Genomic DNA, 23,342 nt, shown 5'->3' with positions numbered 1-23,342 from the left:
CATCGGTAGGGCCGCCGTAAGCGATCCCGCGACACGTCGCTAGGATGCTCAGGGCCGGTGGACCGTACCCGGCCGGGCCCGACCGACACAGAACCCGGCGCGGCCCTAGCCCCGCTCCCCGGAGGGATCTTCCGTGCCGGCTGGAACGCTGTACCGCGGCCGGGAAGGTATGTGGTCCTGGGTGGCTCACCGAGTCACCGGTGTCCTCATCTTCTTCTTCCTGTTCGTACACGTGCTGGACACCGCTCTCGTCCGTGTTTCCCCCGAGGCCTACGACAAGGTCGTGGCCACCTACAAGACGCCCATCGTCGCCGTGCTGGAGTACGGCCTGGTCGCCGCCATCCTCTTCCACGCGCTCAACGGCCTGCGCGTCATCGCCGTCGACTTCTGGTCGAAGGGCCCGCGCTACCAGAAGCAGATGCTCTGGACCGTCGTCGGCGTCTGGGTCGTGCTGATGCTCGGGGCGATCTACCCCGTCCTCGGCCACGCCGCTCGTGAAGTCTTCGGGAGCTGACGCGCATGTCCACGACTGAAACCACCGCCTCCGGCATCGGCCCCGTCGAGAGCGCCCCCGTGTACGGCGTCGACCACCCCGCGCCGGTCATCGAGGCCCCGCGCAAGCGGACGAACAAGACCCCGAAGTCCACCCGCGGTAACTTCGAGATGTACGGCTGGCTCTTCATGCGCCTGTCCGGCATCGTCCTGGTCGTCCTGGTCCTCGGCCACCTGCTGATCCAGCTCGTCCTCGACGGCGGCGTCTCCAAGGTCGGCTTCGCCTTCGTGGCCGGCCGCTGGGCCTCCCCGTGGTGGCAGGTCTGGGACCTCGCCATGCTGTGGCTGGCGATGCTGCACGGCGCCAATGGCCTGCGTACCGTCATCAACGACTACGCGGAGCGGCCGGGCACCCGCCTGTGGCTCAAGGGCCTGCTGTACACCGCCACGGTGTGGACCATCCTGCTGGGCACGCTGGTGATCTTCACCTTCGACCCGAACATCCGCTAGGCACGGGGCTGCGAGAATCATGAAGATCCACAAGTACGACACCGTCATCGTCGGCGCCGGCGGCGCGGGCATGCGCGCCGCCATCGAGTCGACGAAGCGCAGCCGCACCGCCGTGCTGACCAAGCTCTACCCCACCCGCTCCCACACGGGCGCCGCGCAGGGCGGCATGGCCGCCGCGCTGGCCAATGTGGAGGAGGACAACTGGGAGTGGCACACCTTCGACACGATCAAGGGCGGTGACTACCTGGTCGACCAGGACGCCGCCGAGATCCTGGCGAAGGAGGCCATCGACTCGGTCCTCGACCTGGAGAAGATGGGCCTGCCGTTCAACCGGACGCCCGAGGGCAGGATCGACCAGCGCCGCTTCGGCGGTCACTCCCGCAACCACGGCGAGGCGCCGGTGCGCCGCTCCTGCTACGCGGCCGACCGCACCGGCCACATGATCCTCCAGACGCTGTACCAGAACTGCGTCAAGGAGGGCGTGGAGTTCTTCAACGAGTTCTATGTCCTGGACCAGCTGATCACCGAGGTCGACGGCGTCAAGAAGTCGGCCGGTGTGGTGGCCTACGAACTGGCGACCGGCGAGATCCATGTCTTCCAGGCGAAGGCCGTGATCTACGCCTCCGGCGGCTGCGGCAAGTTCTTCCGGGTGACGTCCAACGCGCACACGCTGACCGGTGACGGCCAGGCGGCCGTGTACCGCCGCGGTCTGCCGCTGGAGGACATGGAGTTCTTCCAGTTCCACCCGACCGGCATCTGGCGCATGGGCATCCTCCTCACCGAGGGCGCGCGCGGCGAGGGCGGCATCCTCCGCAACAAGGACGGCGAGCGCTTCATGGAGAAGTACGCGCCGGTGATGAAGGACCTGGCGTCGCGTGACGTCGTGTCCCGCTCCATCTACACGGAGATCCGCGAGGGCCGGGGCTGCGGTCCCGAGGGCGACCACGTCTACCTGGACCTCACCCACCTGCCGCCGGAGCAGCTGGACGCCAAGCTGCCCGACATCACCGAGTTCGCCCGCACCTACCTGGGCATCGAGCCGTACACCGACCCGATCCCGATCCAGCCGACCGCGCACTACGCGATGGGCGGCATCCCGACCAACGTCGAGGGTGAGGTCCTGGCGGACAACACCACCGTGGTCCCGGGTCTGTACGCGGCCGGCGAGGTCGCCTGTGTCTCCGTGCACGGCGCCAACCGCCTCGGCACCAACTCGCTGCTGGACATCAACGTCTTCGGACGCCGGGCCGGCATCGCGGCGGCGGAGTACTCGCAGAAGGCCGAGTACGTCGAGCTGCCGGAGAACCCTGCCGAGCTGGTCGTCTCGCAGATCGAGCAGCTGCGCGCGTCCACGGGCGAGGAGCGCGTGGCCGACCTGCGCCGCGAGCTGCAGGACACCATGGACGCCAATGTCATGGTGTTCCGCACCGAGCAGACGATCAAGACGGCGGTCGAGAAGATCGCCGAGCTCCGGGAGCGCTACAAGAACGTGGCGATCCAGGACAAGGGCAAGCGGTTCAACACCGACCTGCTGGAGGCCGTCGAGCTGGGGAACCTGCTGGACCTGGCCGAGGTCATGGCCGTCTCCGCGCTGGCCCGCAAGGAGTCCCGCGGCGGTCACTACCGCGAGGACTACCCGACCCGCGACGACGTCAACTTCATGCGCCACACCATGGCGTACCGCGAGGTGGGCGACGACGGCACCGAGTCCATCCGTCTCGACTACAAGCCGGTCGTCCAGACCCGCTACCAGCCGATGGAGCGTACGTACTGATGGCTACCCCCGTTCTGGACAAGGTCGAGGCACAGTCCGCGGCCTCCCCGTACATCACCGTCACCTTCCGGATCCGCCGCTTCAACCCGGAGGTCTCGGCGGAGTCGGTCTGGGAAGACTTCCAGCTGGAGCTCGACCCCAAGGAGCGCGTCCTCGACGGTCTGCACAAGATCAAGTGGGACCTGGACGGCACGCTGACCTTCCGCCGCTCCTGCGCCCACGGCATCTGCGGCTCGGACGCCATGCGGATCAACGGCAAGAACCGTCTGGCCTGCAAGACGCTGATCAAGGACATCAACCCCGAGAAGCCGATCACGGTCGAGCCCATAAAGGGCCTCACGGTCCTCAAGGACCTGGTCGTGGACATGGAGCCGTTCTTCCAGGCGTACCGGGACGTGATGCCCTTCCTGATCACGAAGGGCACCAACGAGCCGACCCGTGAGCGTCTGCAGTCGGCGGAGGACCGCGAGCGCTTCGACGACACCACCAAGTGCATCCTGTGCGCCGCCTGCACGTCCTCGTGCCCGGTGTTCTGGAACGACGGCCAGTACTTCGGCCCGGCGGCCATCGTCAACGCGCACCGTTTCATCTTCGACTCGCGTGACGAGGCCGGCGAGCAGCGCCTGGAGATCCTCAACGACAAGGACGGCGTGTGGCGCTGCCGCACGACCTTCAACTGCACGGACGCCTGCCCGCGCGGCATCGAGGTGACCAAGGCGATCCAGGAGGTGAAGCGAGCGCTGATCACGCGCCGCTTCTGAGCCTCGCCCGCAGCACAACGCCCGAGGGCCCCGTTTCCGGTGGAAACGGGGCCCTCGGGCGTTGTCGTGCGATCGGCGGGCGACGGCAGCCTCCTGCTGCGGCGGTCCCACTAGTTGAACGCGTTCAAAAACAGGTCTACAGTCGTTCCCGTCAGCTTTTTGAACGTGTTCAAGAAGGGTGGGGGCATGGACCTCACGGTCATCGCCTATGTCGTCTATCTGCTGATCAGCGTCGCCCTGACGGTCTGGGTGGCGCGCACGCTCAGCCACAACGGGCGGGTCTTCCTCGAGGACGTGCTGCACGGGAACGAGAAGCTCGCCGACGCGGTCAACCACCTGCTGGTGGTCGGCTTCTACCTCGTCAACCTCGGGTTCGTCGCGCTGTATCTGAACAGCCACGACACCGTCGAGAACACCCGCGGCGTCTTCGAGGCCCTGTCGACCAAGCTCGGCGTGGTGCTGCTGGTGCTCGGCGTGATGCACCTGGGCAATGTGTACGTCCTCAACCGGATCCGGCGGCGCGGTGTGATGGAGCGGGAGCAGGTGCCGCCCGTCGGGCCGCAGGGCTGGGTCAAGCCCTCGACGGGGGTCTGAGCCATGACGGCCGCGGAGGTCCGGGACGCCGCGCGCGTCCCGGTCCGGGGGCTCACCGTCCTGTACGACGCCGAGTGCTCCCTGTGCGCCTTTCTGCGCGACTGGCTGGTGCGGCAGCCGCAACTGGTGCCGCTGGACCTGGTTCCGGCCGGTTCCGAGGAGGCACGCCGGCGCTTCCCCGAACTCGACCACCGCGCCACCCTCGACGAGATCACGGTCGTCGGTGACGCCGGTCAGGTCTACCGCGGACCCGCCGCCTGGGTCGTGACACTGTGGGCCCTGCGCGGCCACCGCGCCCTCGCCCACCGGCTGAGCACACCGGCGGGTGCGGGGCTCGCCAAGGGGATGGTGCTGGCGGCCGCCAAATGGCGCGGGGCACAGTGGGGCGGCCGGGCCTACCAGTCGGGCGACGGCTGGACCTACGATCCGGCCTCGGGGTGGACCTACACCGAGCCCGGGTGCGACGGCGGCGCCTGCGCCACTCGTTAGGCTCTCTGTCCGTGCCCCCGAAGAACGACCGAGCCGACGAGACCGCCGCGCCCACCAAGTCCGAGCAGACCCGTGCGCTCATCCTGGAGACCGCGATGCGGCTGTTCCAGGAGCGCGGCTACGACAAGACGACGATGCGGGCGATCGCCAAGGAGGCCGGGGTCTCCGTAGGGAACGCCTACTACTACTTCGAGGGCAAGGAACACCTGATCCAGGGCTTCTACGACCGGATCGCCGCCGAGCACCGGGTGGCGGTCCGGGAGGTGCTGGAGCGGGAGACCGACCTGGAGGCCCGGCTCGCGGGCGTCCTGGAGGCATGGCTGGACATCGCGACGCCGTATCACGAGTTCGCGGTGCAGTTCTTCAAGAACGCCGCCGACCCGGACAGCCCGCTCAGCCCCTTCTCCCCCGAATCGGAGCACGCCCGCCTGGAGGCCATCGCCGTCCACAAGGAGGTGCTGGCGGGGGCGAAGAGCAAGGTGCCGGAGGATCTGCGGGACGCACTGCCCGAGTTGATGTGGCTCTCCCAGATGGGGCTCGTGCTGTATTGGATCTTCGACCGGACCCAGGGCCGCGAGCGCAGCTACCGGCTGGCCGAGCGCGGCGCCCGCCTCACCGCACGGGGCGTCGCCCTGGCCCGCTTCCGCGTACTGCGCCCCCTGGTCCACGAGGTGCACGACCTGTTCACCGACTTCCTGCCGGGCATGACACGGATGCTGCCGGACCCCGGGAGCAGGCACCGGCCCGGCTGATCACCATCGGGTGAACCACGCCGAACGGGACCTCCGGGCCCCACCGTGCCTACGATGATGCTCTCGACACCGGCCCACAGGAGGCACCTGATGTCCGCAGCAGCTGTTGAGCGGCCGCACAGGGACCGGCCGCACGGGGACCGGCCACTGATCGCCGAGGCGAACCGGCTCATGGACCGCCTTCCGGGCTACCGCGTCGAGATCATCGGAGGACAGATCCTCGTGTCACCGCCCCCGGACGGCCCGCACGCCGAAGCGCTGACCGGTCTCATGGTGCCCTTCCTGTCCGCCGGTCTGCACGGGAACGGGTCGAAGGTGCTCCAGGGCATCGGTCTCTGGCTCCCGACGGGCGTCGAGGACTACGCGATCCCCGATCTCTCCCTGGTCGACGCCGACTACCAGGACCACTGCATCGAGAACAATTGCTACGACCCCGTCTGCTTCCGCTTGGTTCTGGAAGTCACGTCCAGCAACTACCGGGCCGACCTACGCACCAAGGTCGCCGCCTACGCGGAGGCGAAGATCCCCGTCTATGTCGTCGTCGACCGCAGGCACCAGCGGCTGCACGTCCTCCAGGACCCCGCCGGTGAGAAGTACGAGAACCACCGCGTGCACGCCCCCGGCGAGACCGTCACTCTGCCCGACTCCATCGGCGCCGAAGTCGCCCTCGACGTGGCCGAGATCCTCGAAGCGGGCCGAGCGAAGCACTGAGGGCCGCGAGCGGACTTCCTGCCGGGCATGACAAGAATGCTGCCGGACCCCGGAAGCAGGCACCGGGCCGGATGAACACCATCGGGTGAACCACGCCGAACGGGACCTCCGGGCCCCACCGTGCCTACGATGATGCTCTCGACACCAGCCCACAGGAGGCACGCGATGTCCGCTGCATCCGTCGAGCAGCCCTTCGACGACGACCAGCCGTTCACGCTCACGGCCATTGCCGACGAGATCATGGAGCGCCATCCGGGCTACCGCGTCGAGATCATCGGAGGAAATCTCCTCGTGACCCCAGCCCCGGATTTCCCCCACGCTCGCGCTCTCACCACACTCATGCTGCCCTTTGTCACAGCCGGGCTGCACGGTGCAGACACGGAGGTCGTCCAAGGGATCGGGCTCTGGCTCCCCACCGACACCGAGGACTACGCCATCCCCGACCTCGCGGTGGTGGACGCCGACGTCGAGGACCACCTCGTGGAGAACAACGCCTATGACCCGGTCTGCTTCCGACTGGTTCTGGAGATGACCTCCGGGAACTGGAAGAACGATCTGAGCACCAAGGTCGCCGCCTACGCCGAGGCGAAGATCCCCGTCTACGTCGTCGTCGACCGCAGGCACCAGCGCCTCCATGTCCTCACGGACCCCGCCGGGGACACCTACGAGAACCACCGCGTGCACGCCCCCGGTGAGATCGTCGCGCTGCCCGACACGATCGGCGCCAAGGTCAGCCTCGACGTGGGCCAGATCCTCAGGGCCGGGCAGAAGAAGGATGACTGACGGGGTTCGCCTCGTCCTGCCGTAGTTCCACGTCGTGCACCAGTGGCTCCTCGCCCACGGTCAGATGCCGGGCGCGGGACGCGTACAGGGGTGAGGTCACCGCCATGAGGTACGTCCCCGGCGCCGGCACCGCGACGATGTAGGAGCCGTCGGCGAGGGACGTGACCCGGTCCAGCTGGCGGCCGCCCTTCGACAGCAGGGTCACCCCGGCACCCGCCACCGGGTCGCCCTCCGCGTCCCGTACGAACCCGTGCACCACCGTCGCGGCGCCCGGTCGGGGCGTCTCCTCCTGCGGCTCCTCGCCCGGTTCCACCGCCAGATGCGGCAGCCGGCGCTCCAGCCAGCCGGGCAGCCACCAGTTGGCCCTGCCGAGCAGATGCATCGCTGCCGGCACCAGCGCCGTCCGCAGCACGAAGGCGTCCAGCGCGACCGCCGCCGCCAGGCCGACCCCCGCCATCGCCGCGCCCTGGTTGCCGCTGAGGACGAAGGCCAGGAAGACGCAGACCATGATCAGGGCCGCGGAGTTGATGACCCGGCTGGTCTCCGCGAGCCCCACCCGCACCGCGCGGGCGTTGTCCCGGGTGTGCACCCACTCCTCGTGCATCCGGCTCACCAGGAAGACCTGGTAGTCCATGGACAGGCCGAACAGCAGGGAGAGCATGATGATCGGCAGAAAGGCCTGGATGGGCCCCTCCTTGCCGAGGCCCAGCAACTCCAGTCCCCAGCCCCACTGGTAGACCGCCACCAGGACGCCGAAGGACGCGGCGGCGGCGATCAGATTCATCACGGCCGCGGTCAGCGGCACCACCAGCGAGCGGAAGGCGATCAGCAGAAGCAGGAAGCCGAGGCCGACGATGGTCGCGACAAAGACCGGCAGCCGGTCCCCGGTGACCGAGGCGAAGTCCTTGGAGACCGCCGTGGCACCGCCGACATGAGCCGTGACCCCCGCCTTCGGGATCACCCGGTCGCGCAGGGTGTCGATGAGACGGTCCGTCTCCTCGGACTGCGGCGAGGTGGTCGGGACGACCTGGATCACGGTGACACCGTGCGCCGGGGCCAGCGCGACGGCCCGGGCCACCCCCGGGGTCCCGCCGATCCCCTCGACCAGTGCGGTGGTGTCGCCGCCGGCCGAGACAACCTGGAGCGGCCCGTTGAAACCGGGCCCGAACCCCTCGGCGAGCAGGTCGTACGCCTTCCTGGTGGTCGTCGAGGCGTCGTCGCTGCCCTGGTCGGTGGCGCCCAGCCGCAGCGACAGCACCGGCAGCGCCAGGACGACCATGACGGCCAGGGCGAGCGCGGCGATCACCCGGGGACGCCGCTGCACGGTGCCCGACCAGCGTGCCGCCAGGCCGACCGCCTGCTCCTCCCCGGGCCCTCCGGGCGTGCTCGCCCCAGGGGTGCCCGGCGCCGCGAGCCGCCGCCGCTGGCGCCGGCTGAGCACCCGCGGGCCGAGGAACCCGAGCAGCGCCGGCAGCAGGGTGACGGCCGCGAGCACGCTCAGCACCACGGTGAGCGAGGTGGCGACGACCACACCGTCCAGGAAGCGCAGATCCGTCACCAGCATCCCGGCGAGCGCGATGCACACCGTGCCCCCCGCGAACAGCACCGCCCGCCCGGAGGTGTCGAGGGCGACCGCCGCCGCGTCCTCCGGCTCCAGACCACCGAGGATCCCGCGCCGGTGCCGGGTGACGATGAACAGGGCGTAGTCGATGCCGACGCCCAGACCGATCAGCGAGGCGAGCAGCGGTGCGATGTCGGGAACATCGGTGACATGGCTGATCAGCTGGGTGGAGAACAGACCGATACCGACTCCGAACACCGCCACCGCGATCGGCAGCAGCATAGCGAAGAGCGAGCCGAAGGCGAGGAACAGGACGATCGCCGCCGCCGCGAGCCCCACCATCTCCGACAGTCCCGCGGGCGGCTGCTGGATCCTGCTGACCGCCTGCCCGCCCGACTCGACCTCCAGCCCGGGGCGTTCGGCCGCCCGCGCGGTGTCCACCACGTCCTGCACCAGTTGCTTGGGCACCGTGTTCGCCCGCTCGGTGAAGGTGAGCTGGGCGTAGGCGATCGTTCCGTCCCGGCTGATCTGCCCCGCTCCCCCGGCACCCGCGTAGGGACTGCGGACCGCGCCGACCCCCGGCATCCGGGCGATCCTCGCGAGGGCGGGCTCGATCCGGTTCCGCACCGAGGCGTTCCGGACCGAGCCCCGGCCGACCTTCCACACCACCGTGTCGGTGTCGCCCGAGGCCTTCGGGAAGGCCTTCTCCATCAGGTCGTACGCGGACTTGGAGTCGGTGTCCGGCAGGGAGAAGACATTCGCGTAGTCCGCGCCCCCGGCGGACGCCGTCACCCCCACCCCGAGCAGCGCAGCCACCCACACCGCCAGGACCGTCAGCCGGTGCCGGTAGCACCACCGCGCCATCGTGGTCACACTCATCGCTCCTTCGTCAGGGTCCCCCGGGTCCTGGAACCCCAGCATCGGCAACGGCGGACGCGGACGGGCACGGCCCGCCGTGACTCTCAAGGAACTCCAAGGCGCCCACGGACCCGCCCCCCGTCCCGCCGCGGATACTGGTGGACATGACGGTCAACGAGGCAGCGCACCGGGAAGCGACGGTCCTCGTCGTGGAGGACGAGGAGAGCATCGCGGACGTCCTCACCATCGCCCTGCGCTACCACCGCTTCCAGGTGATGACCGCGGGCACGGTCCGCGAGGCGCTGGCGCTCGCCGAGCGCACCCGGCCCGATGTGGCGCTGCTCGATGTGATGCTGCCGGACGGGGACGGCCGGGCGCTCGGCCGCGAACTGCGCGCCCGCCACCCGGGGTCGGCGGTGGTCTTCGTCACCGCACGCGACGCGCCCGCGGAGATCGTCGGCGCGCTCGGCTTCGGCGACGACTACATCACCAAGCCCTTCAACATCGACGAGGTGGTCGCCCGGGTGCGGGCCGTGCTGCGCCGTACCTTCTCCCGCCCCGACGTCCTGCCGCAGCGGCCGCCGCTGCGCTACGGCGACCTCGAGCTGGACGAGACGACCTACTCGGTGCACCGCGCGGGCCACACCGTCGAGCTGACCCCCACCGAGTACGCGCTGCTGCGTTTCCTGGTGCGCAACGGCGGGCGGATCGTGCCCAAGGAGCAGTTGCTGCGCCATGTGTGGCAGTACGAGCACACCCCGCAGGAGTCCACGGTCGTGGAGACCTACATCAGCTATCTGCGCCGCAAGCTCGACCCGCTGGGCCCGCCGCTGATCACCACCCGGCGGGGTGTGGGATACGGGCTCGCCTGATGCTCTCCGGGCTCCTCCCGAGGCTGTCCCCGATGCCGCGGCGCCGGGGCGTCCGCTCCCTGCGGGCCAAGCTGACGCTGGCGAACGTGGCCCTGCTGGCGCTCGGTATCGTCGCGGCGACGGCCGTCAGCGTGATGGGGATGCGGCACTATGTGCTCGGCCAGATCGACACGGAGCTGGCCAAGACCCGTGACTCGTTGGCGGCCTCACATCTGACGCTCCGTCAACTCGACTCGCTGGGCACGCTGGCGGTCGTCCGTGACCGGCTGCTGCCGCACGGCGACGACTCACCGAACCCGGACACCGTGTTCACGGTGGTCGACCGGCACGGCACACCGCTGACCGTCGCCGGACTGCGACCGACCACCGCCCAGCGGGCGCTCGCCGCCGCCGTCCACGGCCCGGCCGCCCTCGCCGGGGACCGCGGGACACGCGAGCTCGAACTGCGCGGCGACCCGTACCGGGTGACGGGGGCGCGCCTCGCCGACGGCACCTATGTGCTGATCGCCCGCTCGACCGGGGTGCTGCACACCGGTGTCGCCAAGGCGCTCCGGCTGGACTTCACCGTCGGGACCCTGCTGCTGGCGCTGCTCGCCACGCTGACCATGGTCGATGTGGGCCGCCGGCTGCGGCCGCTGGAGGACATGGTGGAGACCTCCTCGGCCATCGCCGAGGGCGATCTGACCCGCCGGGTGCCCTCCAGCAGAGAGACCTCGCTGGAGGTCGAGCAGCTGCGCACCGCCCTCAACTCCATGCTCCACCAGGTGGAGTCGGCGTACCGGACACGCGAGCGCAGCGCCGCCCAGCTGCGGCATTTCGTCGCGGACGCCTCGCACGAGCTACGGACGCCCCTGTCCGCGATCCGCGGCTATCTCCAGCTGTACGAGAAGGGCATGCTGCCCGGTCCTGATCTGGGGGTCGCGCCGGAGGGCGGCGGGGAGCCGGAGGGGAAGCGGCCGTGGGAGCGGATGACGGCCGAGGTGGACCGCATGGGCCGGCTGGTCGACGAACTCCTCGTCCTGGCCCGGCTCGACCAGCGGCCCGAACTCCGGTTCAGGAACGTCGATCTGAGCCGTCTGGTGCGGGACGCGGCGGCGGATCTGCGGGCCCAGCAGCCGGGGCGTCCGGTGACGGTGTGCGCGGACGGCGCCCTGCTGGTCCGGGCCGACGAGTCCGGGCTGCGGCAGGTGCTCGGCAATCTGGTGGCGAACGTCCGCGTCCACACGCCCGCCGAGGCCCCGGTGCGCTTGGGGGTGGAGCGCGAGGGCGGGGTGGTGCGGCTGTCCGTCGCGGACGAGGGGCCGGGGCTCGCCGAGGAGGACGCGGCCCGTGTCTTCGACCGCTTCTTCCGCGCGGGCGGCGGCGAGGGCAGCGGTCTCGGCATGGCCATCGTGCAGGGCGTGGTGGACGCCCATCACGGCGAGGTGACCCTGTGCACGGCCCCCGGCAAGGGCCTCACGGTGACGGTGGCCCTGCCCTCCCGGACCGGAGGCGAGGACCGGGCCTGAGCCCGGGGAAACAGTCCGGCCTTCTCGGGACTTTACGGAATCAGCGACACAAGCCGTGCGATCCCACCCGGACGGGCGCCTGGTCCTTAGGCTGTTGCGATGATTCTGGCGTATTTCGGCGAGCCGACTGGACAGGGCTGGACCCAGATCGGGGAGCTGGGTCTGGCGCTGGTGCTGTCCGTCGCGGTCGGGGCGGAGCGGGAGGTACGGCAGAAGAGCGCCGGAATGCGCACCCATGCCCTGGTGGGGTTCGCCGCCGCGCTGATCATGCTGGTGTCCAAGTACGGGTTCACCGATGTCCTCGGTTCCCATGTGACCCTCGACCCGTCCCGGGTGGCCGCGCAGATCGTGTCGGGCATCGGCTTCATCGGCGGCGGTCTGATCTTCGTCCGGCGGGACGCCGTACGTGGGCTCACCACGGCCGCGACGATCTGGCTGACCGCGGCCGTGGGCATGGCCGCCGGGGCGGGGCTGTGGGCGCTGGCCATCGGGGGCGTGGTCGGGCACTACCTGGTGGTGCTGGCCCTGGCGCCCCTGGCGTCGAGGCTCCCCCGCTCCCGGTACGCCCCGTTCCGGCTCCGGCTGACCTATCTGGACGGACGCGGCACCTTGCGGCTGGTGCTGGGGGAGTGCACGGCGCGTGGCTTCACCGTCGACGATCTCGCGGTCGAGCAGCATGACGAGGTCCATGTCCCGCGCACGGTCTCGGTCACCATGTCGGTCGAGGGACGCGGCGCGATCAGCGAGCTGGTGGAGACGCTCTCGGGGATCGACGGCGTGATCGCCGTCGCCGGCGACGACCCCGACAACCCCGCCGCCTGAGGCCGCGGGCCCCACCGCCACGCGGGGCCCCGTCCCGTCATGCCCGGCGCGACGCCGGTTCGCTCACGGTGAGGTCGCTCGGGGCCCCACCCGGGGACCCCGCGTCAGATCCAGCCGAGCCGCCAGAGGCGGAAGACGCCCGTACCGTCCGACAGATACTGTCCTCCGCCGACGTCCACGCTGCTGACCACGTACTCCTTGCGCTGCCACAGGGGAATCAGCGGGACGTCCTCGGCCACGATCCTCTGCACCTGCCGGAAGTCGGCGCCGACGTCGTCGGTGCGAGCCGAGTAGCGCTCGCTGTCCAGGATCAGCCGGTCCACGTCCTTGCTGCTGTAGCCGTTCTTCATGCTGTTGCCGGTGCCGACGAGCGGAGCGCTGAAGGTGTCCGGGTCGGGGTAGTCGGCGACCCAGCCGACCGCGTACGCGTCCAGTCGGCCGCTGGTGTACCGCTTCTGGAAGTCGGTCCACTCGTATCCCTTGGTGTCCACGGTGAACAGCCCGCTCGCCTCCAGCTGCCGCTTCAGCTCTGCGGCCTCCTCGGCGGCGGCACCGCGGCCCTCGGCGTAGCCGTAGGTGAAGCGGACGGGTACCTGCACACCGGCCTCGGTCAGCAGGGCGCGGGCCTTCTTGGTGTCGCCCGTGGTGTAGGCGTCGAAGAAGGAGGTGGTGTGACCGGTGATGCCGGCCGGGATGAGCGAGTACAGCGGGTCGGTGGTGCCCTCGTACACCTTGCTGACGAGTTGCTCGCGGTTGATCAGTGTGGCGACGGCCTGGCGGACGCGGGAGTCGTGCAGCGGTGAGCGGGCGGTGGTGTTGAGGACCAGGTTGCGGATCTCGGCGCTGTTGGCCTCGCTGAGGCGATAATTGGGGTCGCTCGGCGAGAAGCCGGCGAGCACGGCCGGGGGCAGCTGGCGGGTGGCGACGTCGACCTGCTTGGCCTTCCACGCCTTCTCCAGGGAGACCGGGTCGCTGTAGTAGCGCAGCACGATGGGCCGCCCGGTGCCCTTGATGTCGCCCCGGTAGCGCTCGTTCGGCGCCAGGCCGGCCTCCTTGTCCTTCTTGTACCCGGTCAGGGTGTACGGCCCGCTGCCGTCGGCCCCGTTGTCGGTGCGCAGCTTGTCCTGCGCGTACACGGCGTGGTCGACGATCGATCCGGCGCCGGTGGCGAGCTTGTACGGGAAGATCGCGTCGGGCGAGGACAGATGGAACGTGGCCGTCAGCCCGTCGGCGTCGACCGAGCGGAGCGTGCTGAGCAGAGAGGCGGGGCCGACGTCGGAGTTGATGCGCTTGATCCGGTCGAAGGAGAACTTGACGTCCTCGGCGGTCATCTCGCGTCCGCTGGAGAAGGTGAGTCCCTCGCGGAGGGTGCAGCGATAGGTGCGCAGGTTCGTCCCGACGAACTCACAGCTCTTGGCGGCGTCGGGCACGGGTTCGACGCCGCCGGCCTCGAAGGTCAGCAGCGACTGGAAGACATTGCTGAACAGCTCCCAGGAGCCGGCGTCATAGGCCCCGGCCGGGTCCAGCGAGGTGACGGCGTTCGTCGTCCCGACCGCGATGGTCTTGCCGGTGTCCTCCTTGGCCGGCAGCAGCTGCCACCCGCCCACTCCCACTCCGACCAGTACCAGCACGGTCACGAGAATCCGCGTGCGAATCGATCGCAACGGTGCCCCTCCCCAGGCTCAGCTCACACCACTACTCCGTGGCGCGAATCACCTCATCACGGCATTTCACCTGGGGGAAGGGGGATCGGTCGAGATGAGAAAGATGTCACTCGGACAAACTTCCCTCGAATTCCGGCCAGGCCCGCCGCGGGCGGCTGCCCGAGCGGTCATGCCCGGCGCGACGCCAGTTCGATCACGGTGATGTCGCTCGGGGCTCCCACCCGGGTGGGGGGACCCCAGGCCCCCGCGCCGCGGGACACATACAGCTGGGTGTCTCCGTAGCGGTCCAGGCCCGCGACGGTCGGGTTGGCCGCGGCGGCGACGAGGTTCCCCGGCCAGAGCTGGCCGCCGTGGGTGTGGCCGGAGAGCTGGAGGTCCACCCGGTGCTCGACGGCCTCGTGGATCTGGAGCGGCTGATGGGCCAGCAGGACCACGGCGCGTGCGGGGTCCCGGTCGCCGAGCGCCTTGGCGAAGTCGGGGCCCTCGCCCTCGCTCTCCCCCGCCAGGTCGTTGACGCCTGCCAGGTCGAACGCGGGCAGTTCGGTGCGGGCGTTCTCCAGCGGCCGCAGACCGAGCCGGCGCACCTCCTCGACCCACTGCTCGGCGCCGGAGAAGTACTCGTGGTTGCCGGTGACGAAGAAGCTGCCGTGGCGTGCCCTCAGCTGCGACAGCGGTGCCGCCGCGGGGCCCAGGTCCTTCACGCTGCCGTCGACCAGGTCGCCGACGACCGCGATGAGGTCCGGCTGGGTGGAGTTGATGGTGTCCACCACCCGCTGGGCGAAGCCGCGGCCGAGCACCGGGCCGAGATGGATGTCGCTCACGACCGCGATCCGGAACCCGTGCGCCGCGCGCGGCAGCCTGGCCAGCGGGACCGTGACGCGTTTCACGGCGGGTCCCCGCAGGACGCCGTAGGTGCCGTAGCCCACCGTGCCGACGGCGGCGGCGGCCACCGCACCGCCGACGGCCCGGGAGACGAAGAGCCGGCGGGAGGGGTGTCCGGTGCCCGGGTCCCCGGCGGGCGCCTCCGGCACCGGCTCCGCGGTCCTCTCCTCGGCGGGCACCGGCCCCGCCGCCACCGGGAGCGGGAGCGGGCTCGGCGCCGGCTCCGCCACGGGCGCACGGCGTTCCACCAGGCGCCGCACCAGCGGACGGACCAGTTCCCCCGCGGCCAGTGCCAGCAGCAGATAGAGCGACAGTGCCATCCAGAGGAAGCCCGGCCAGCCCAGGACGCGCTGGAGCCAGAAGGGCGCCCCCGCACGCTCGGCGACCAGGGCCGCGACCATCAGCAGCGGACCGGCGACCAGCACCACCGTGCCGAGGCGGCGGGCCGGGCCCGGCCCACGGGTGGTGTCACGGACCAGCCGGCGCCACGCGAACCAGTGCAGCGCCGCGAACGCGGCCAGCACGGCCAGAGCGACCAGCACGAAGACGACGACCACCGTGTGTCCGCTCCCCCGCTATGACGTACGACGCAGCGCGCGCAGTCCGCGCAACCCGATGGCGCCGATGGCTGTCCCCAGGAGAAAGGAGACGACGGCCAGCGCCAGATGCACCCAGAAGTATGCCGTCGGGTTCCCCTCGTCGTCGAACGCGAGTCCGCTGCCGTCCTTCCACAGGTTCTTGACGAAAGTGATCCAGATGACCCAGCTCCACACCCCGAAGGCGAGCAGGAACCAGGAGAGGGGGCGGCTGAGCTTCATGGATCCAGTATCGCCGCTCTTGTCCGTCCGCCCGCCCCGGGGTGAGGAGCCTCACTCCGGGCCCCCGGCCACGAACAGGCGGGGACCGGGCGGGACTTCCCGTGTCGCGCCCTGTACTTTCGCGACCGTGTCCCCCTCGAAGAAGACCGGCGGGCGCCGCCTCGCGGTCGCCTCCGCCACCGTGCTGTCCCTCTCCCTCGTCGCCTCCGCGACCGCGTTCGCGGACGCCCGGAGCCTGGATGTGCCGCATTCGGCCACGCCCCCGGCCGGCATGTCGGCCGTCGGCGGCGAACTGCTCGGCAGACCCGGCACCCAGGTGAAGCTCGGCGACGGCGTCCCGGTGCTGCCGAAGGACATCACCGCGCGCTCCTGGATCATCGCCGACGCCGAGTCCGGCGATGTTCTGGCCGCCCACAACGCGCACTGGCGGCTGCCCCCGGCGAGCACCCTGAAGATGCTGTTCGCCGACACCCTGCTGCCCAAGTTCCCGAGGGACGAGACGCACAAGGTGACCGCAGCCGATCTGGCCGACGTGGGCGACGGGTCCAGTGTGGTGCCGATATCGAAGGGCGAGACCTACACGGCCCACGACCTGTGGCTGGGCGTCTTTCTGCGCTCCGGCAACGACGCCGTCCATGTGCTCTCCTCGATGAACGGCGGCGTCGAGCAGACCGTCGAGGACATGCAGGAGCACGCCGGGCGGCTCCAGGCCCTCGACACCCGGGTGGTCAGCCCCGACGGCTATGACGCACCCACCCAGGTCTCCTCCGCGTACGACCTGACGCTGATCGCCCGCTCCGGGATGCAGAAGAAGGACTTCCGGGAGTACTGCTCGACGGTGCAGGCCACGATCCCGGGCCGGACCGAGGTGAAGAAGGGCAAGAAGACCCGCGGATCCTTCGAGATCCGCAACACCAACCGGCTGCTGTCCGGCGACAGCGACCTCTCCCCGTACCGGGGGATCGCGGGTGTCAAGAACGGCAACACCACCAACGCGGGCGCGACCTTCACCGGTGTCGCGGAACGGGACGGCAGGAAGCTGCTGGTCACGGTCATGAACCCGGAGAAGAAGGACCACAACCAGGTCTACCGGGAGGCCGCCGAGCTGTTCGACTGGGGCTTCGGCGCGGCCGGCAAGGTGGAGCCGGTGGGCGAGCTGGTCCCCCCGCAGGGCGCGCGGACGAGCGCCGGGCCGTCCCCCTCCCCGGCAGAAGGCACGGGCACCGCGGGCGAGAGCCCCGCTCCCGCCGAGGCGGCGGCCGCGCCGGTGAAGAACGGCGGCTCCACCGGCGTCGGGATGGCGCTGGCCCTCAGCGGAGCCGTACTGGTGCTGGTCGCGGCGGGGGTGTTCCTGGTCAACCGTCGCTGGCCGCTGCCTGACCTGGCACGCCGTCGGACGCGTCCGTGATCCCCTCGGGTCCGCTGCTCGGCGTCGCCGTCCAGGCGGCGCAGAACAGCACCAGTTTCGAGGAGAAGTTGATCCACAGCAGCAGGGCGACCGGCACCCCGAAGGCGCCGTACATGGTCTTCGAGGCGACGCCCTGGATATAGCCGCTGAGCAGCAGTTTGAGCATCTCGAAGCCGACCGCGCCCATCAGGGCGGCGGTCAGCAGCCGGTGCCGAGGGGGCTCCACACCGGGCAGCAGCGTGAGCACGTACAGCAGGACCAGGAAGTCGGCGAGGACCGCGACCACGAAGGCGGCGATCCGCAGCAGCACGCTGCCCCAGCCTGCGCTGTGGAGGTCGAACTCCCCCGCGGTCCAGCCGACCAGGGCGGAGGCGAGGGCGGTCGTGCCGATGGTGACCAGGATCGCGCCGCCCAGACCCACCAGCACCACACCGTCCTTGACCTTGCGCAGGACGGGGTTGTCATGGCTGTCCGGCAGCTCCCACACCGCGCGCAGACAGTCCCGCACCTGGCCGACCCAGCCGATGCCGACGAAGAACAGGGCGGCGCCGGCGATGACCCCGATGGTGCCGGCGTTCTGCACCAGGCCATGGATGTCGAGCTGGCCGGAGATGCCCGGGACCTGCTCGGCGATCTTGTTCTGCAGCCTGTTCTGCCGGCTCTCGCTGAGCGTCGCGGCACCGATCGCGGCGGCGACGGTGAGCAGCGGGAAGAGCGCGACAAAGCTGACGAAGGTCATCGCGGCGGCGAGCCTGGACCACTTCACCCGGTCCAGGCGCTCGTAGGAACGCCAGGCGTGCGTGGCCATGAGACGGGTGACCAGCGGCCCGATGCCGGGGAGTTTCTTCAGCCAATCCATGATCCGACTCTCCCCTCGGGCCTCTCGGCCGGTCGTCGGACACCCCGTCGGCGCACCTGCCCGCACCGGTCCCGCCCATGTCCCTCCCCCTCGGGTACCCGTCGGCGGCGCCCCGCGACCCCTCGGACACGTTCCACGACTCGCCCATTACGGTGAGGAGCGAGGAGGAGTGGGGCCGAAGAGCGGGGACATGGAGAGGTTATTCCGTTTCGCGACGCTACGGTCACGGTCATGCCTGCCCACAAGGACGCCTTCAGCCCCCCGCAGTCCCTGCTGATCCTCGGTGGCACGTCCGGGATCGCGCTGGCCACCGCGCGCCGCCTGATCGCCCGCCGCGCCCGCACCGTACGGCTGGCCGGGCGCCCCTCCCCCGAGCTGGAGGAAGCCGCCGGGCAGCTGCGCGCACTGGGGGCCGACGCCCGCACCGTCGCGTTCGACGCGCTCGACCCCGAAGCCCATGAGAGCGCCCTCGGCAAGGTGTTCGCGGAGGGCGCCGTCGACCTGGTGCTGCTCGCGTTCGGGGTGCTCGGCGACCAGGCCACCGACGAACGCGACCCGGTGGCCGCGGCGCATGTCGCCCGGACCAACTACACGGGCGCGGTGTCGGCGGGCCTGGTGTGCGCCCGCGCGCTCCAGGACCAGGGCCACGGCTCACTGGTGATGCTGTCGTCGGCCTCCGGTGAGCGCGCCCGCCGCGCGGACTTCATCTACGGCTCCAGCAAGGCGGGGCTCGACACCTTCGCCCAGGGGCTCGGGGACGCGCTGCACGGCACCGGGGTGCATGTCATGGTGGTGCGCCCCGCGGCCCTCCGCCGGCCCGGGGCACCGGCCCGGGACAGGGGTCTGCCGACCACCACCCCGGAGGCCGTGGCCACGGCGATCGAACTGGGGCTGCGGCGACGCTCGGAGACGGTCTGGGTGCCGGGGACGCTCCGGCCGCTGATGTCGGCCCTGCGGCATCTGCCGCGTGCGCTGTACCGTCGGCTGCCGATCGGGTAGCGGGGCCCGGCGGAGCCTTCTACGACAGGGGAAGCGGGGTGCTCTCCAGCGGTGCGCCCGCCTGCGGCGGCACCACCGCGCCCCCGAAGACGAACTCCCGCAGCTTGCGCCAGACTCCGTCGGGGCCCTGCTCGTAGAGCGCGAAGCCGGTGCAGGGCCATTCGGCCCGGTAGCCGGACAGCTCCTCGTACGCCCGGTCCATCGCCGCCTCCTCGATGGCGTGCGCCACGGTGACATGCGGGTGGTACGGGAAGAGCAGCTCTCGCGCCACCGGCCCGGAGGCGTCACGGACCAGCCTCTGCAGCCGGGCGCAGGCCTCGGCGCCCTCGGTGACCCGGACGTACACCACGGGGGAAACGGGCCGGAAGGTGCCCGTGCCGGACAGCCGCATCGGGAAGGGGCGCCCGGCCGCGGCCACCTCGGTGAGGTGTGCCTCGACCGAGGGCAGCGCGCCGGCCTCGACCTCGGTCGGCGGCAGCAGGGTGACATGCGTGGGGATACCGTGCGCCGCGGCGTCGCCGAAGCCCGCGCGCAGCTCCTGGAGCAGGCTGCCGTGAGGCTCCGGGACCGCGATCGACACACCGATCGTTACGGTCCCCACGTCGTCTCCTGTCGTCGTGTTGATGTGCGTGGCCGGCGGGCGGGCCGGGCGGCCGCTGCGGTGTTCGCCTTCCGACTGTACGACCGGGCCCCGGCCGTCCGGCAGACACGGACGGAGTGGAGTGCGGCACTCCACGGCGCGTCGGGGCCCGGCGGGGTCAGTGCTTGGCGGGCAGGAAGCCCACCCGGTCGTACACCTGGGCGAGTGTCTCCATGGCGACGGCACGCGCCTTCTCCGCGCCCTTGGCAAGGATCGAGTCGAGGGTCTCCGGGTCGTCCAGGTAGTGCCGGGTGCGCTCCTGGAACGGCGTCACGAAGTCGACCATGACCTCGGCGAGGTCCGTCTTGAGCGCGCCGTAGCCCTTGCCGGTGTACTTCTCCTCCAGGTCCGGGACCGAGGTTCCGGTGAGGGTCGAGTAGATCGTCAGCAGATTGCTGACGCCCGGCTTGTTCTCCTCGTCGTAGCGGATCACGGTGTCCGTGTCCGTGACGGCGCTCTTGACCTTCTTGGCGGTGGTCCTCGGCTCGTCCAGCAGATTGATGAGACCCTTCGGCGTGGACGCCGACTTGCTCATCTTGACCGACGGGTCCTGGAGGTCGTAGATCTTCGCCGTCTCCTTGAGGATGTACGGACGCGGGATCGTGAAGGTGTCGCCGAAGCGGCCGTTGAAGCGCTCCGCGAGGTCACGGGTCAGCTCGATGTGCTGGCGCTGGTCCTCACCGACCGGGACCTCGTTCGCCTGGTAGAGCAGGATGTCGGCGACCTGGAGGATCGGGTAGGTGAACAGACCGACGCTCGCGCGGTCGGCGCCCTGCTTGGCGGCCTTGTCCTTGAACTGGGTCATGCGGCTCGCCTCGCCGAAGCCGGTGAGGCAGTTCATGACCCAGGCGAGCTGGGCGTGTTCGGGGACATGGCTCTGCACGAAGAGGGTGCACCGCTCCGGGTCCAGACCGGCCGCGAGCAGCTGGGCGGCGGCCAGCCGGGTGTTGGCGCGCAGGTCCTTCGGATCCTGCGGGACCGTGATCGCGTGCAGGTCCACGACCATGTAGAACGCGTCATGGCTCTCCTGCAGGTCCACCCACTGGCGGACGGCGCCGAGATAGTTGCCGAGGTGGAACGAGCCCGCCGTGGGCTGGATTCCGGAGAGCACACGGGGAGGGCGCCGCGTGGCGGAGCCGTTCCCCTGGGGATCGTGGGAGTCGGACGGGCGGTCTGAAGCCATGTTCACCATTCTCTCAGGTTCGGGGGACCGCTCGGGAACGGGTGCGCGACCGAGGGGGCCGGAGCCATCGGCGACGATGCAGCAAGAGACATGACAAGCGAGAACACAGAGGAGGACCATCGCGTGTGCGGGTTAGGCAGGGTCGCTGCGGCGCTGACGGTGACGGTCGTGGCGCTCGGCGGGGGCGCCGCCCCGGCGAGCGCCACGAGCAAGGACATACCCGATGTGGCGTTCGTCGTGGCCAACGGCAGCGGCCGTACGACGATGCTGCGCACCGGGAACGGGGACTTCGCGCTGCTGTGGCAGCTGTTGAAGCCGGAGGAGGCGCGGAGCGAGCCGGTGCCGGACAGCTGGCACGAGGGGCGGTATCCGGAGGTGCGGGCCACCGTGATGTGGGGGCTGACCGGGATCGGCGGCTGGCCCTACACCCAGCGGGCTCCCGGGGGCGATGTGGCCGTCGAGCGGCAGGACCAGGTGCTCATGGCCGAGGACGGCTCGGTGTGGGTCAGGTCGGATCCGGCACCGGACGCAGCCGACGACGACCGCCGCTGGCACCGGGTCTCGCGGGAGGTCTTCGACCGGCTGGAGAGCAAGGGCCTGTTCGGGTCGTCCGGCACCGGCCGGGAGACCGGTGCCGGGGAGACCCTGCGCTGGGGGGCCGCCGGCCTCGGAGCGGGACTGCTGCTGGGGGCCGGGGGCATGTGGGCGGCGCGGCGGTCGGCGGCCCGGCGCGATCCCGGGCCGCCGAGGCAGGAACTCATCGATCTGGGTGAGCTCGGATGACCGACGGGCCCGTCCGGTGATCAGCCCAGGTCGATCTGCGGGTACAGCGGGAAGGGCGCCAGCAGGTCACCGGCGCGCCGGGCGCTCTCGTCCGCGATCTTCGGGTCCAGGACGTGCTGCGCCTTGGACGGGGTGCCCTTGCCGGTCGTGCCGGGCACGGTGGTGGTGAGGACGCGGTCGATGAGGGCCGCGATCTCGTCCATCTCCGCGGTGCCCAGTCCGCGGGTGGTGAGCGCGGGCGTGCCGATGCGGATGCCGGAGGTGTACCAGGCGCCGTTGGGGTCGGCCGGGATGGCGTTGCGGTTGGTGACGATGCCCGACTCCAGCAGGGCTGCCTCCGCCTGACGGCCGGTCAGTCCGTAGGAGCCGGCCACGTCGATCAGGTTGAGATGGTTGTCGGTGCCGCCGGTGACCAGCGTGGCGCCACGGCGCAGCAGGCCCTCCGCCAGGGCGCGGGAGTTGTCGACGATCCGCCGGGCGTAGTCACGGAAGGAGTCCTGCCGGGCCTCCGCCAGGGCCACCGCCTTCGCCGCCATCATGTGCGGGAGCGGGCCGCCGAGCACCATGGGGCAGCCGCGGTCGACCTGGTCCTTGAGGGAGTCGTCGCACAGCACCATGCCGCCGCGGGGGCCGCGCAGCGACTTGTGGGTGGTGGTCGTCACGATCTGGGCGTGCGGCACCGGGTCGAGGTCGCCGGTCAGCACCTTGCCCGCGACCAGGCCCGCGAAGTGCGCCATGTCGACCATGAGCGTGGCGCCGACCTCGTCGGCGATCTCGCGCATGATCCGGAAGTTCACCAGCCGGGGGTAGGCCGAGTAGCCCGCCACGATGATCAGCGGCTTGAACTCACGGGCGGACGCGCGCAGCGCCTCGTAGTCGATCAGGCCGGTGGCCGGATCGGTGCCGTAGGAGCGCTGGTCGAACATCTTGCCGGAGATGTTCGGACGGAAGCCATGGGTGAGGTGGCCGCCCGCGTCCAGGGACATGCCGAGCATGCGCTGGTTGCCGAAGGCGCGGCGCAGCTCGGCCCAGTCCGCCTCGGAGAGCTCGTTGACCTGGCGGACGCCCGCCTTCTCCAGGGCGGGGGCCTCGACGCGCTGGGCGAGGACGGCCCAGAAGGCGACCAGGTTGGCGTCGATGCCGGAGTGCGGCTGGACATAGGCGTGGCGGGCGCCGAAGAGCTCCTTGGCGTGCTCGGCGGCGAGCGACTCCACGGTGTCCACATTGCGGCAGCCGGCGTAGAAGCGGCGGCCGATGGTGCCCTCGGCGTACTTGTCGCTGAACCAGTTGCCCATGGCCAGCAGGGTGGCCGGGGAGGCGTAGTTCTCGGAGGCGATCAGCTTGAGCATCTCGCGCTGGTCGGTGAGTTCCTGGCCGATGGCGTCGGCGACGCCCGGCTCGACGGCGCGGATCACGTCCAGGGCGGCGCGGAAGGCCGTGGACTCGGTGGAGAGGGGCTGCTCTGGCATGGGGGACCTCCGGACGGCGTGTGTTCAGCGTTCACGGTTCGGCCCAGGCGCACGGCACACGATCATTCGACTCCGGGCCGCTCCCCGATGGTCGGTCCCATCCCAGCGCGCCAGTCACGGCCCGTCGATCAGCCTAGCGGCGCACCGGGC

General features: G+C 70.6%; 23 protein-coding genes and 1 riboswitch. Of the genes, 15 read left to right on the top strand and 8 right to left on the bottom strand.

Going from position 1 to position 23,342, the window contains the following annotated elements:
* Positions 1-133: 133 nt before the first annotated feature.
* From sdhC to CP978_RS20775, 9 genes are all read left to right on the top strand, one after another.
* Positions 134-514 (top strand): succinate dehydrogenase, cytochrome b556 subunit, encoded by a 381-nt coding sequence (sdhC, locus tag CP978_RS20815; protein WP_043443242.1) that lies wholly within the window; start codon positions 134-136, stop codon positions 512-514.
* 5 nt (positions 515-519) lie between these two features.
* Positions 520-1,002 (top strand): succinate dehydrogenase hydrophobic membrane anchor subunit, encoded by a 483-nt coding sequence (locus tag CP978_RS20810; RefSeq protein ID WP_043443240.1) that lies wholly within the window; start codon positions 520-522, stop codon positions 1,000-1,002.
* 19 nt (positions 1,003-1,021) lie between these two features.
* On the top strand, positions 1,022-2,776 hold the full coding sequence (gene sdhA / locus CP978_RS20805) for a succinate dehydrogenase flavoprotein subunit (protein WP_043443238.1): 1,755 nt from the start codon (positions 1,022-1,024) through the stop codon (positions 2,774-2,776).
* Positions 2,776-3,537 carry a succinate dehydrogenase iron-sulfur subunit gene (locus CP978_RS20800; RefSeq protein ID WP_043443236.1) on the top strand — a complete coding sequence of 254 codons (762 nt, stop codon included), beginning with the start codon at positions 2,776-2,778 and terminating at the stop codon, positions 3,535-3,537. Before sdhA ends, CP978_RS20800 begins: the two co-directional genes overlap by 1 nt.
* A gap of 186 nt (positions 3,538-3,723) precedes the next feature.
* The gene (locus CP978_RS20795; protein ID WP_043443234.1) at positions 3,724-4,131 is read left to right on the top strand and encodes a hypothetical protein; all 408 of its coding nucleotides are present in this window, start codon (positions 3,724-3,726) and stop codon (positions 4,129-4,131) included.
* Between the two features lie 3 nt (positions 4,132-4,134).
* Positions 4,135-4,620, top strand: coding sequence for a thiol-disulfide oxidoreductase DCC family protein (locus tag CP978_RS20790; RefSeq protein WP_043443232.1), 486 nt, complete (start codon positions 4,135-4,137; stop codon positions 4,618-4,620).
* An 11-nt stretch (positions 4,621-4,631) separates the two neighbouring features.
* Positions 4,632-5,372 (top strand): TetR/AcrR family transcriptional regulator, encoded by a 741-nt coding sequence (locus tag CP978_RS20785; RefSeq protein ID WP_043449098.1) that lies wholly within the window; start codon positions 4,632-4,634, stop codon positions 5,370-5,372.
* Between the two features lie 90 nt (positions 5,373-5,462).
* Positions 5,463-6,083, top strand: a complete 621-nt coding sequence (locus tag CP978_RS20780; protein ID WP_043443230.1) for a Uma2 family endonuclease — start codon at positions 5,463-5,465, stop codon at positions 6,081-6,083.
* A 165-nt stretch (positions 6,084-6,248) separates the two neighbouring features.
* The gene (locus CP978_RS20775) at positions 6,249-6,866 is read left to right on the top strand and encodes a Uma2 family endonuclease (RefSeq protein WP_043443228.1); all 618 of its coding nucleotides are present in this window, start codon (positions 6,249-6,251) and stop codon (positions 6,864-6,866) included.
* Here the strand turns inward: CP978_RS20775 and CP978_RS20770 are convergent.
* On the bottom strand, positions 6,838-9,291 hold the full coding sequence (locus tag CP978_RS20770; protein WP_043449095.1) for an MMPL family transporter: 2,454 nt from the start codon (positions 9,289-9,291) through the stop codon (positions 6,838-6,840). The two genes, CP978_RS20775 and CP978_RS20770, sit on opposite strands and share 29 nt — an antisense overlap.
* 158 nt (positions 9,292-9,449) lie before the next feature.
* On the opposite strand from CP978_RS20770, the gene CP978_RS20765 reads away from it, so the two are divergent.
* From CP978_RS20765 to CP978_RS20755, 3 genes are all read left to right on the top strand, one after another.
* Positions 9,450-10,157, top strand: coding sequence for a response regulator transcription factor (locus CP978_RS20765; RefSeq protein WP_043443226.1), 708 nt, complete (start codon positions 9,450-9,452; stop codon positions 10,155-10,157).
* Positions 10,158-10,189: 32 nt separating this feature from the next.
* The gene (locus CP978_RS20760; protein WP_079162543.1) at positions 10,190-11,665 is read left to right on the top strand and encodes a sensor histidine kinase; all 1,476 of its coding nucleotides are present in this window, start codon (positions 10,190-10,192) and stop codon (positions 11,663-11,665) included.
* Positions 11,666-11,764: 99 nt separating this feature from the next.
* Positions 11,765-12,487, top strand: a complete 723-nt coding sequence (locus CP978_RS20755) for an MgtC/SapB family protein (protein ID WP_043443222.1) — start codon at positions 11,765-11,767, stop codon at positions 12,485-12,487.
* A gap of 104 nt (positions 12,488-12,591) precedes the next feature.
* On the opposite strand, the gene CP978_RS20750 is transcribed toward CP978_RS20755, so the two are convergent.
* The 3 genes from CP978_RS20750 to CP978_RS35755 all read right to left on the bottom strand — a co-directional run bounded on the left by CP978_RS20750 (position 12,592) and on the right by CP978_RS35755 (position 15,851).
* The gene (locus CP978_RS20750) at positions 12,592-14,151 is read right to left on the bottom strand and encodes an ABC transporter substrate-binding protein (protein WP_043443220.1); all 1,560 of its coding nucleotides are present in this window, start codon (positions 14,149-14,151) and stop codon (positions 12,592-12,594) included.
* A gap of 167 nt (positions 14,152-14,318) precedes the next feature.
* Positions 14,319-15,590: a metallophosphoesterase gene (locus tag CP978_RS20745; RefSeq protein ID WP_043443218.1), complete on the bottom strand. Its 1,272-nt coding sequence runs from the start codon at positions 15,588-15,590 to the stop codon at positions 14,319-14,321.
* 18 nt (positions 15,591-15,608) lie between these two features.
* On the bottom strand, positions 15,609-15,851 hold the full coding sequence (locus CP978_RS35755) for an SCO4848 family membrane protein (protein WP_043443216.1): 243 nt from the start codon (positions 15,849-15,851) through the stop codon (positions 15,609-15,611).
* A 127-nt stretch (positions 15,852-15,978) separates the two neighbouring features.
* Between CP978_RS35755 and CP978_RS20740 the strand changes: the two genes are divergently transcribed.
* Entirely contained in the window at positions 15,979-17,259 is a 1,281-nt protein-coding gene (locus CP978_RS20740) for a D-alanyl-D-alanine carboxypeptidase family protein (RefSeq protein WP_043443214.1), read from the top strand.
* On the opposite strand, the gene CP978_RS20735 is transcribed toward CP978_RS20740, so the two are convergent.
* Entirely contained in the window at positions 17,207-18,118 is a 912-nt protein-coding gene (locus CP978_RS20735; RefSeq protein ID WP_043443211.1) for a YihY/virulence factor BrkB family protein, read from the bottom strand. The two genes, CP978_RS20740 and CP978_RS20735, sit on opposite strands and share 53 nt — an antisense overlap.
* Positions 18,119-18,349: 231 nt before the next feature.
* Here CP978_RS20735 and dprE2 point away from each other — a divergent pair, with 231 nt between their 5' ends.
* Positions 18,350-19,117 carry a decaprenylphospho-beta-D-erythro-pentofuranosid-2-ulose 2-reductase gene (gene dprE2 / locus CP978_RS20730; RefSeq protein ID WP_043443209.1) on the top strand — a complete coding sequence of 256 codons (768 nt, stop codon included), beginning with the start codon at positions 18,350-18,352 and terminating at the stop codon, positions 19,115-19,117.
* 19 nt (positions 19,118-19,136) lie between these two features.
* Here the strand turns inward: dprE2 and CP978_RS20725 are convergent, their stop codons facing one another.
* Together CP978_RS20725 and trpS are read right to left on the bottom strand one after the other, a co-directional pair.
* A complete protein-coding gene (locus CP978_RS20725) occupies positions 19,137-19,718 on the bottom strand; it encodes a 2'-5' RNA ligase family protein (RefSeq protein WP_043443207.1) in 582 nt (193 codons plus the stop codon).
* A 157-nt stretch (positions 19,719-19,875) separates the two neighbouring features.
* Positions 19,876-20,940, bottom strand: coding sequence for a tryptophan--tRNA ligase (trpS, locus tag CP978_RS20720; protein WP_221500945.1), 1,065 nt, complete (start codon positions 20,938-20,940; stop codon positions 19,876-19,878).
* Between the two features lie 123 nt (positions 20,941-21,063).
* Between trpS and CP978_RS20715 the strand changes: the two genes are divergently transcribed.
* A complete protein-coding gene (locus CP978_RS20715; RefSeq protein WP_227745417.1) occupies positions 21,064-21,723 on the top strand; it encodes a hypothetical protein in 660 nt (219 codons plus the stop codon).
* Between the two features lie 20 nt (positions 21,724-21,743).
* Here the strand turns inward: CP978_RS20715 and CP978_RS20710 are convergent, their stop codons facing one another.
* Entirely contained in the window at positions 21,744-23,192 is a 1,449-nt protein-coding gene (locus tag CP978_RS20710; protein ID WP_043443203.1) for a glycine hydroxymethyltransferase, read from the bottom strand.
* Positions 23,193-23,226: 34 nt separating this feature from the next.
* Positions 23,227-23,320: riboswitch (ZMP/ZTP riboswitch) on the bottom strand.
* Between the last annotated feature and the right edge of the window lie 22 nt (positions 23,321-23,342).

Origin of the sequence: Streptomyces nodosus (genome assembly GCF_008704995.1) — a bacterium.
Lineage (GTDB): Bacteria > Actinomycetota > Actinomycetes > Streptomycetales > Streptomycetaceae > Streptomyces > Streptomyces nodosus.
The sequence above is the reverse complement of the archived record's forward strand: the minus strand, read 5'-3'. Positions and strand labels throughout refer to the sequence as shown.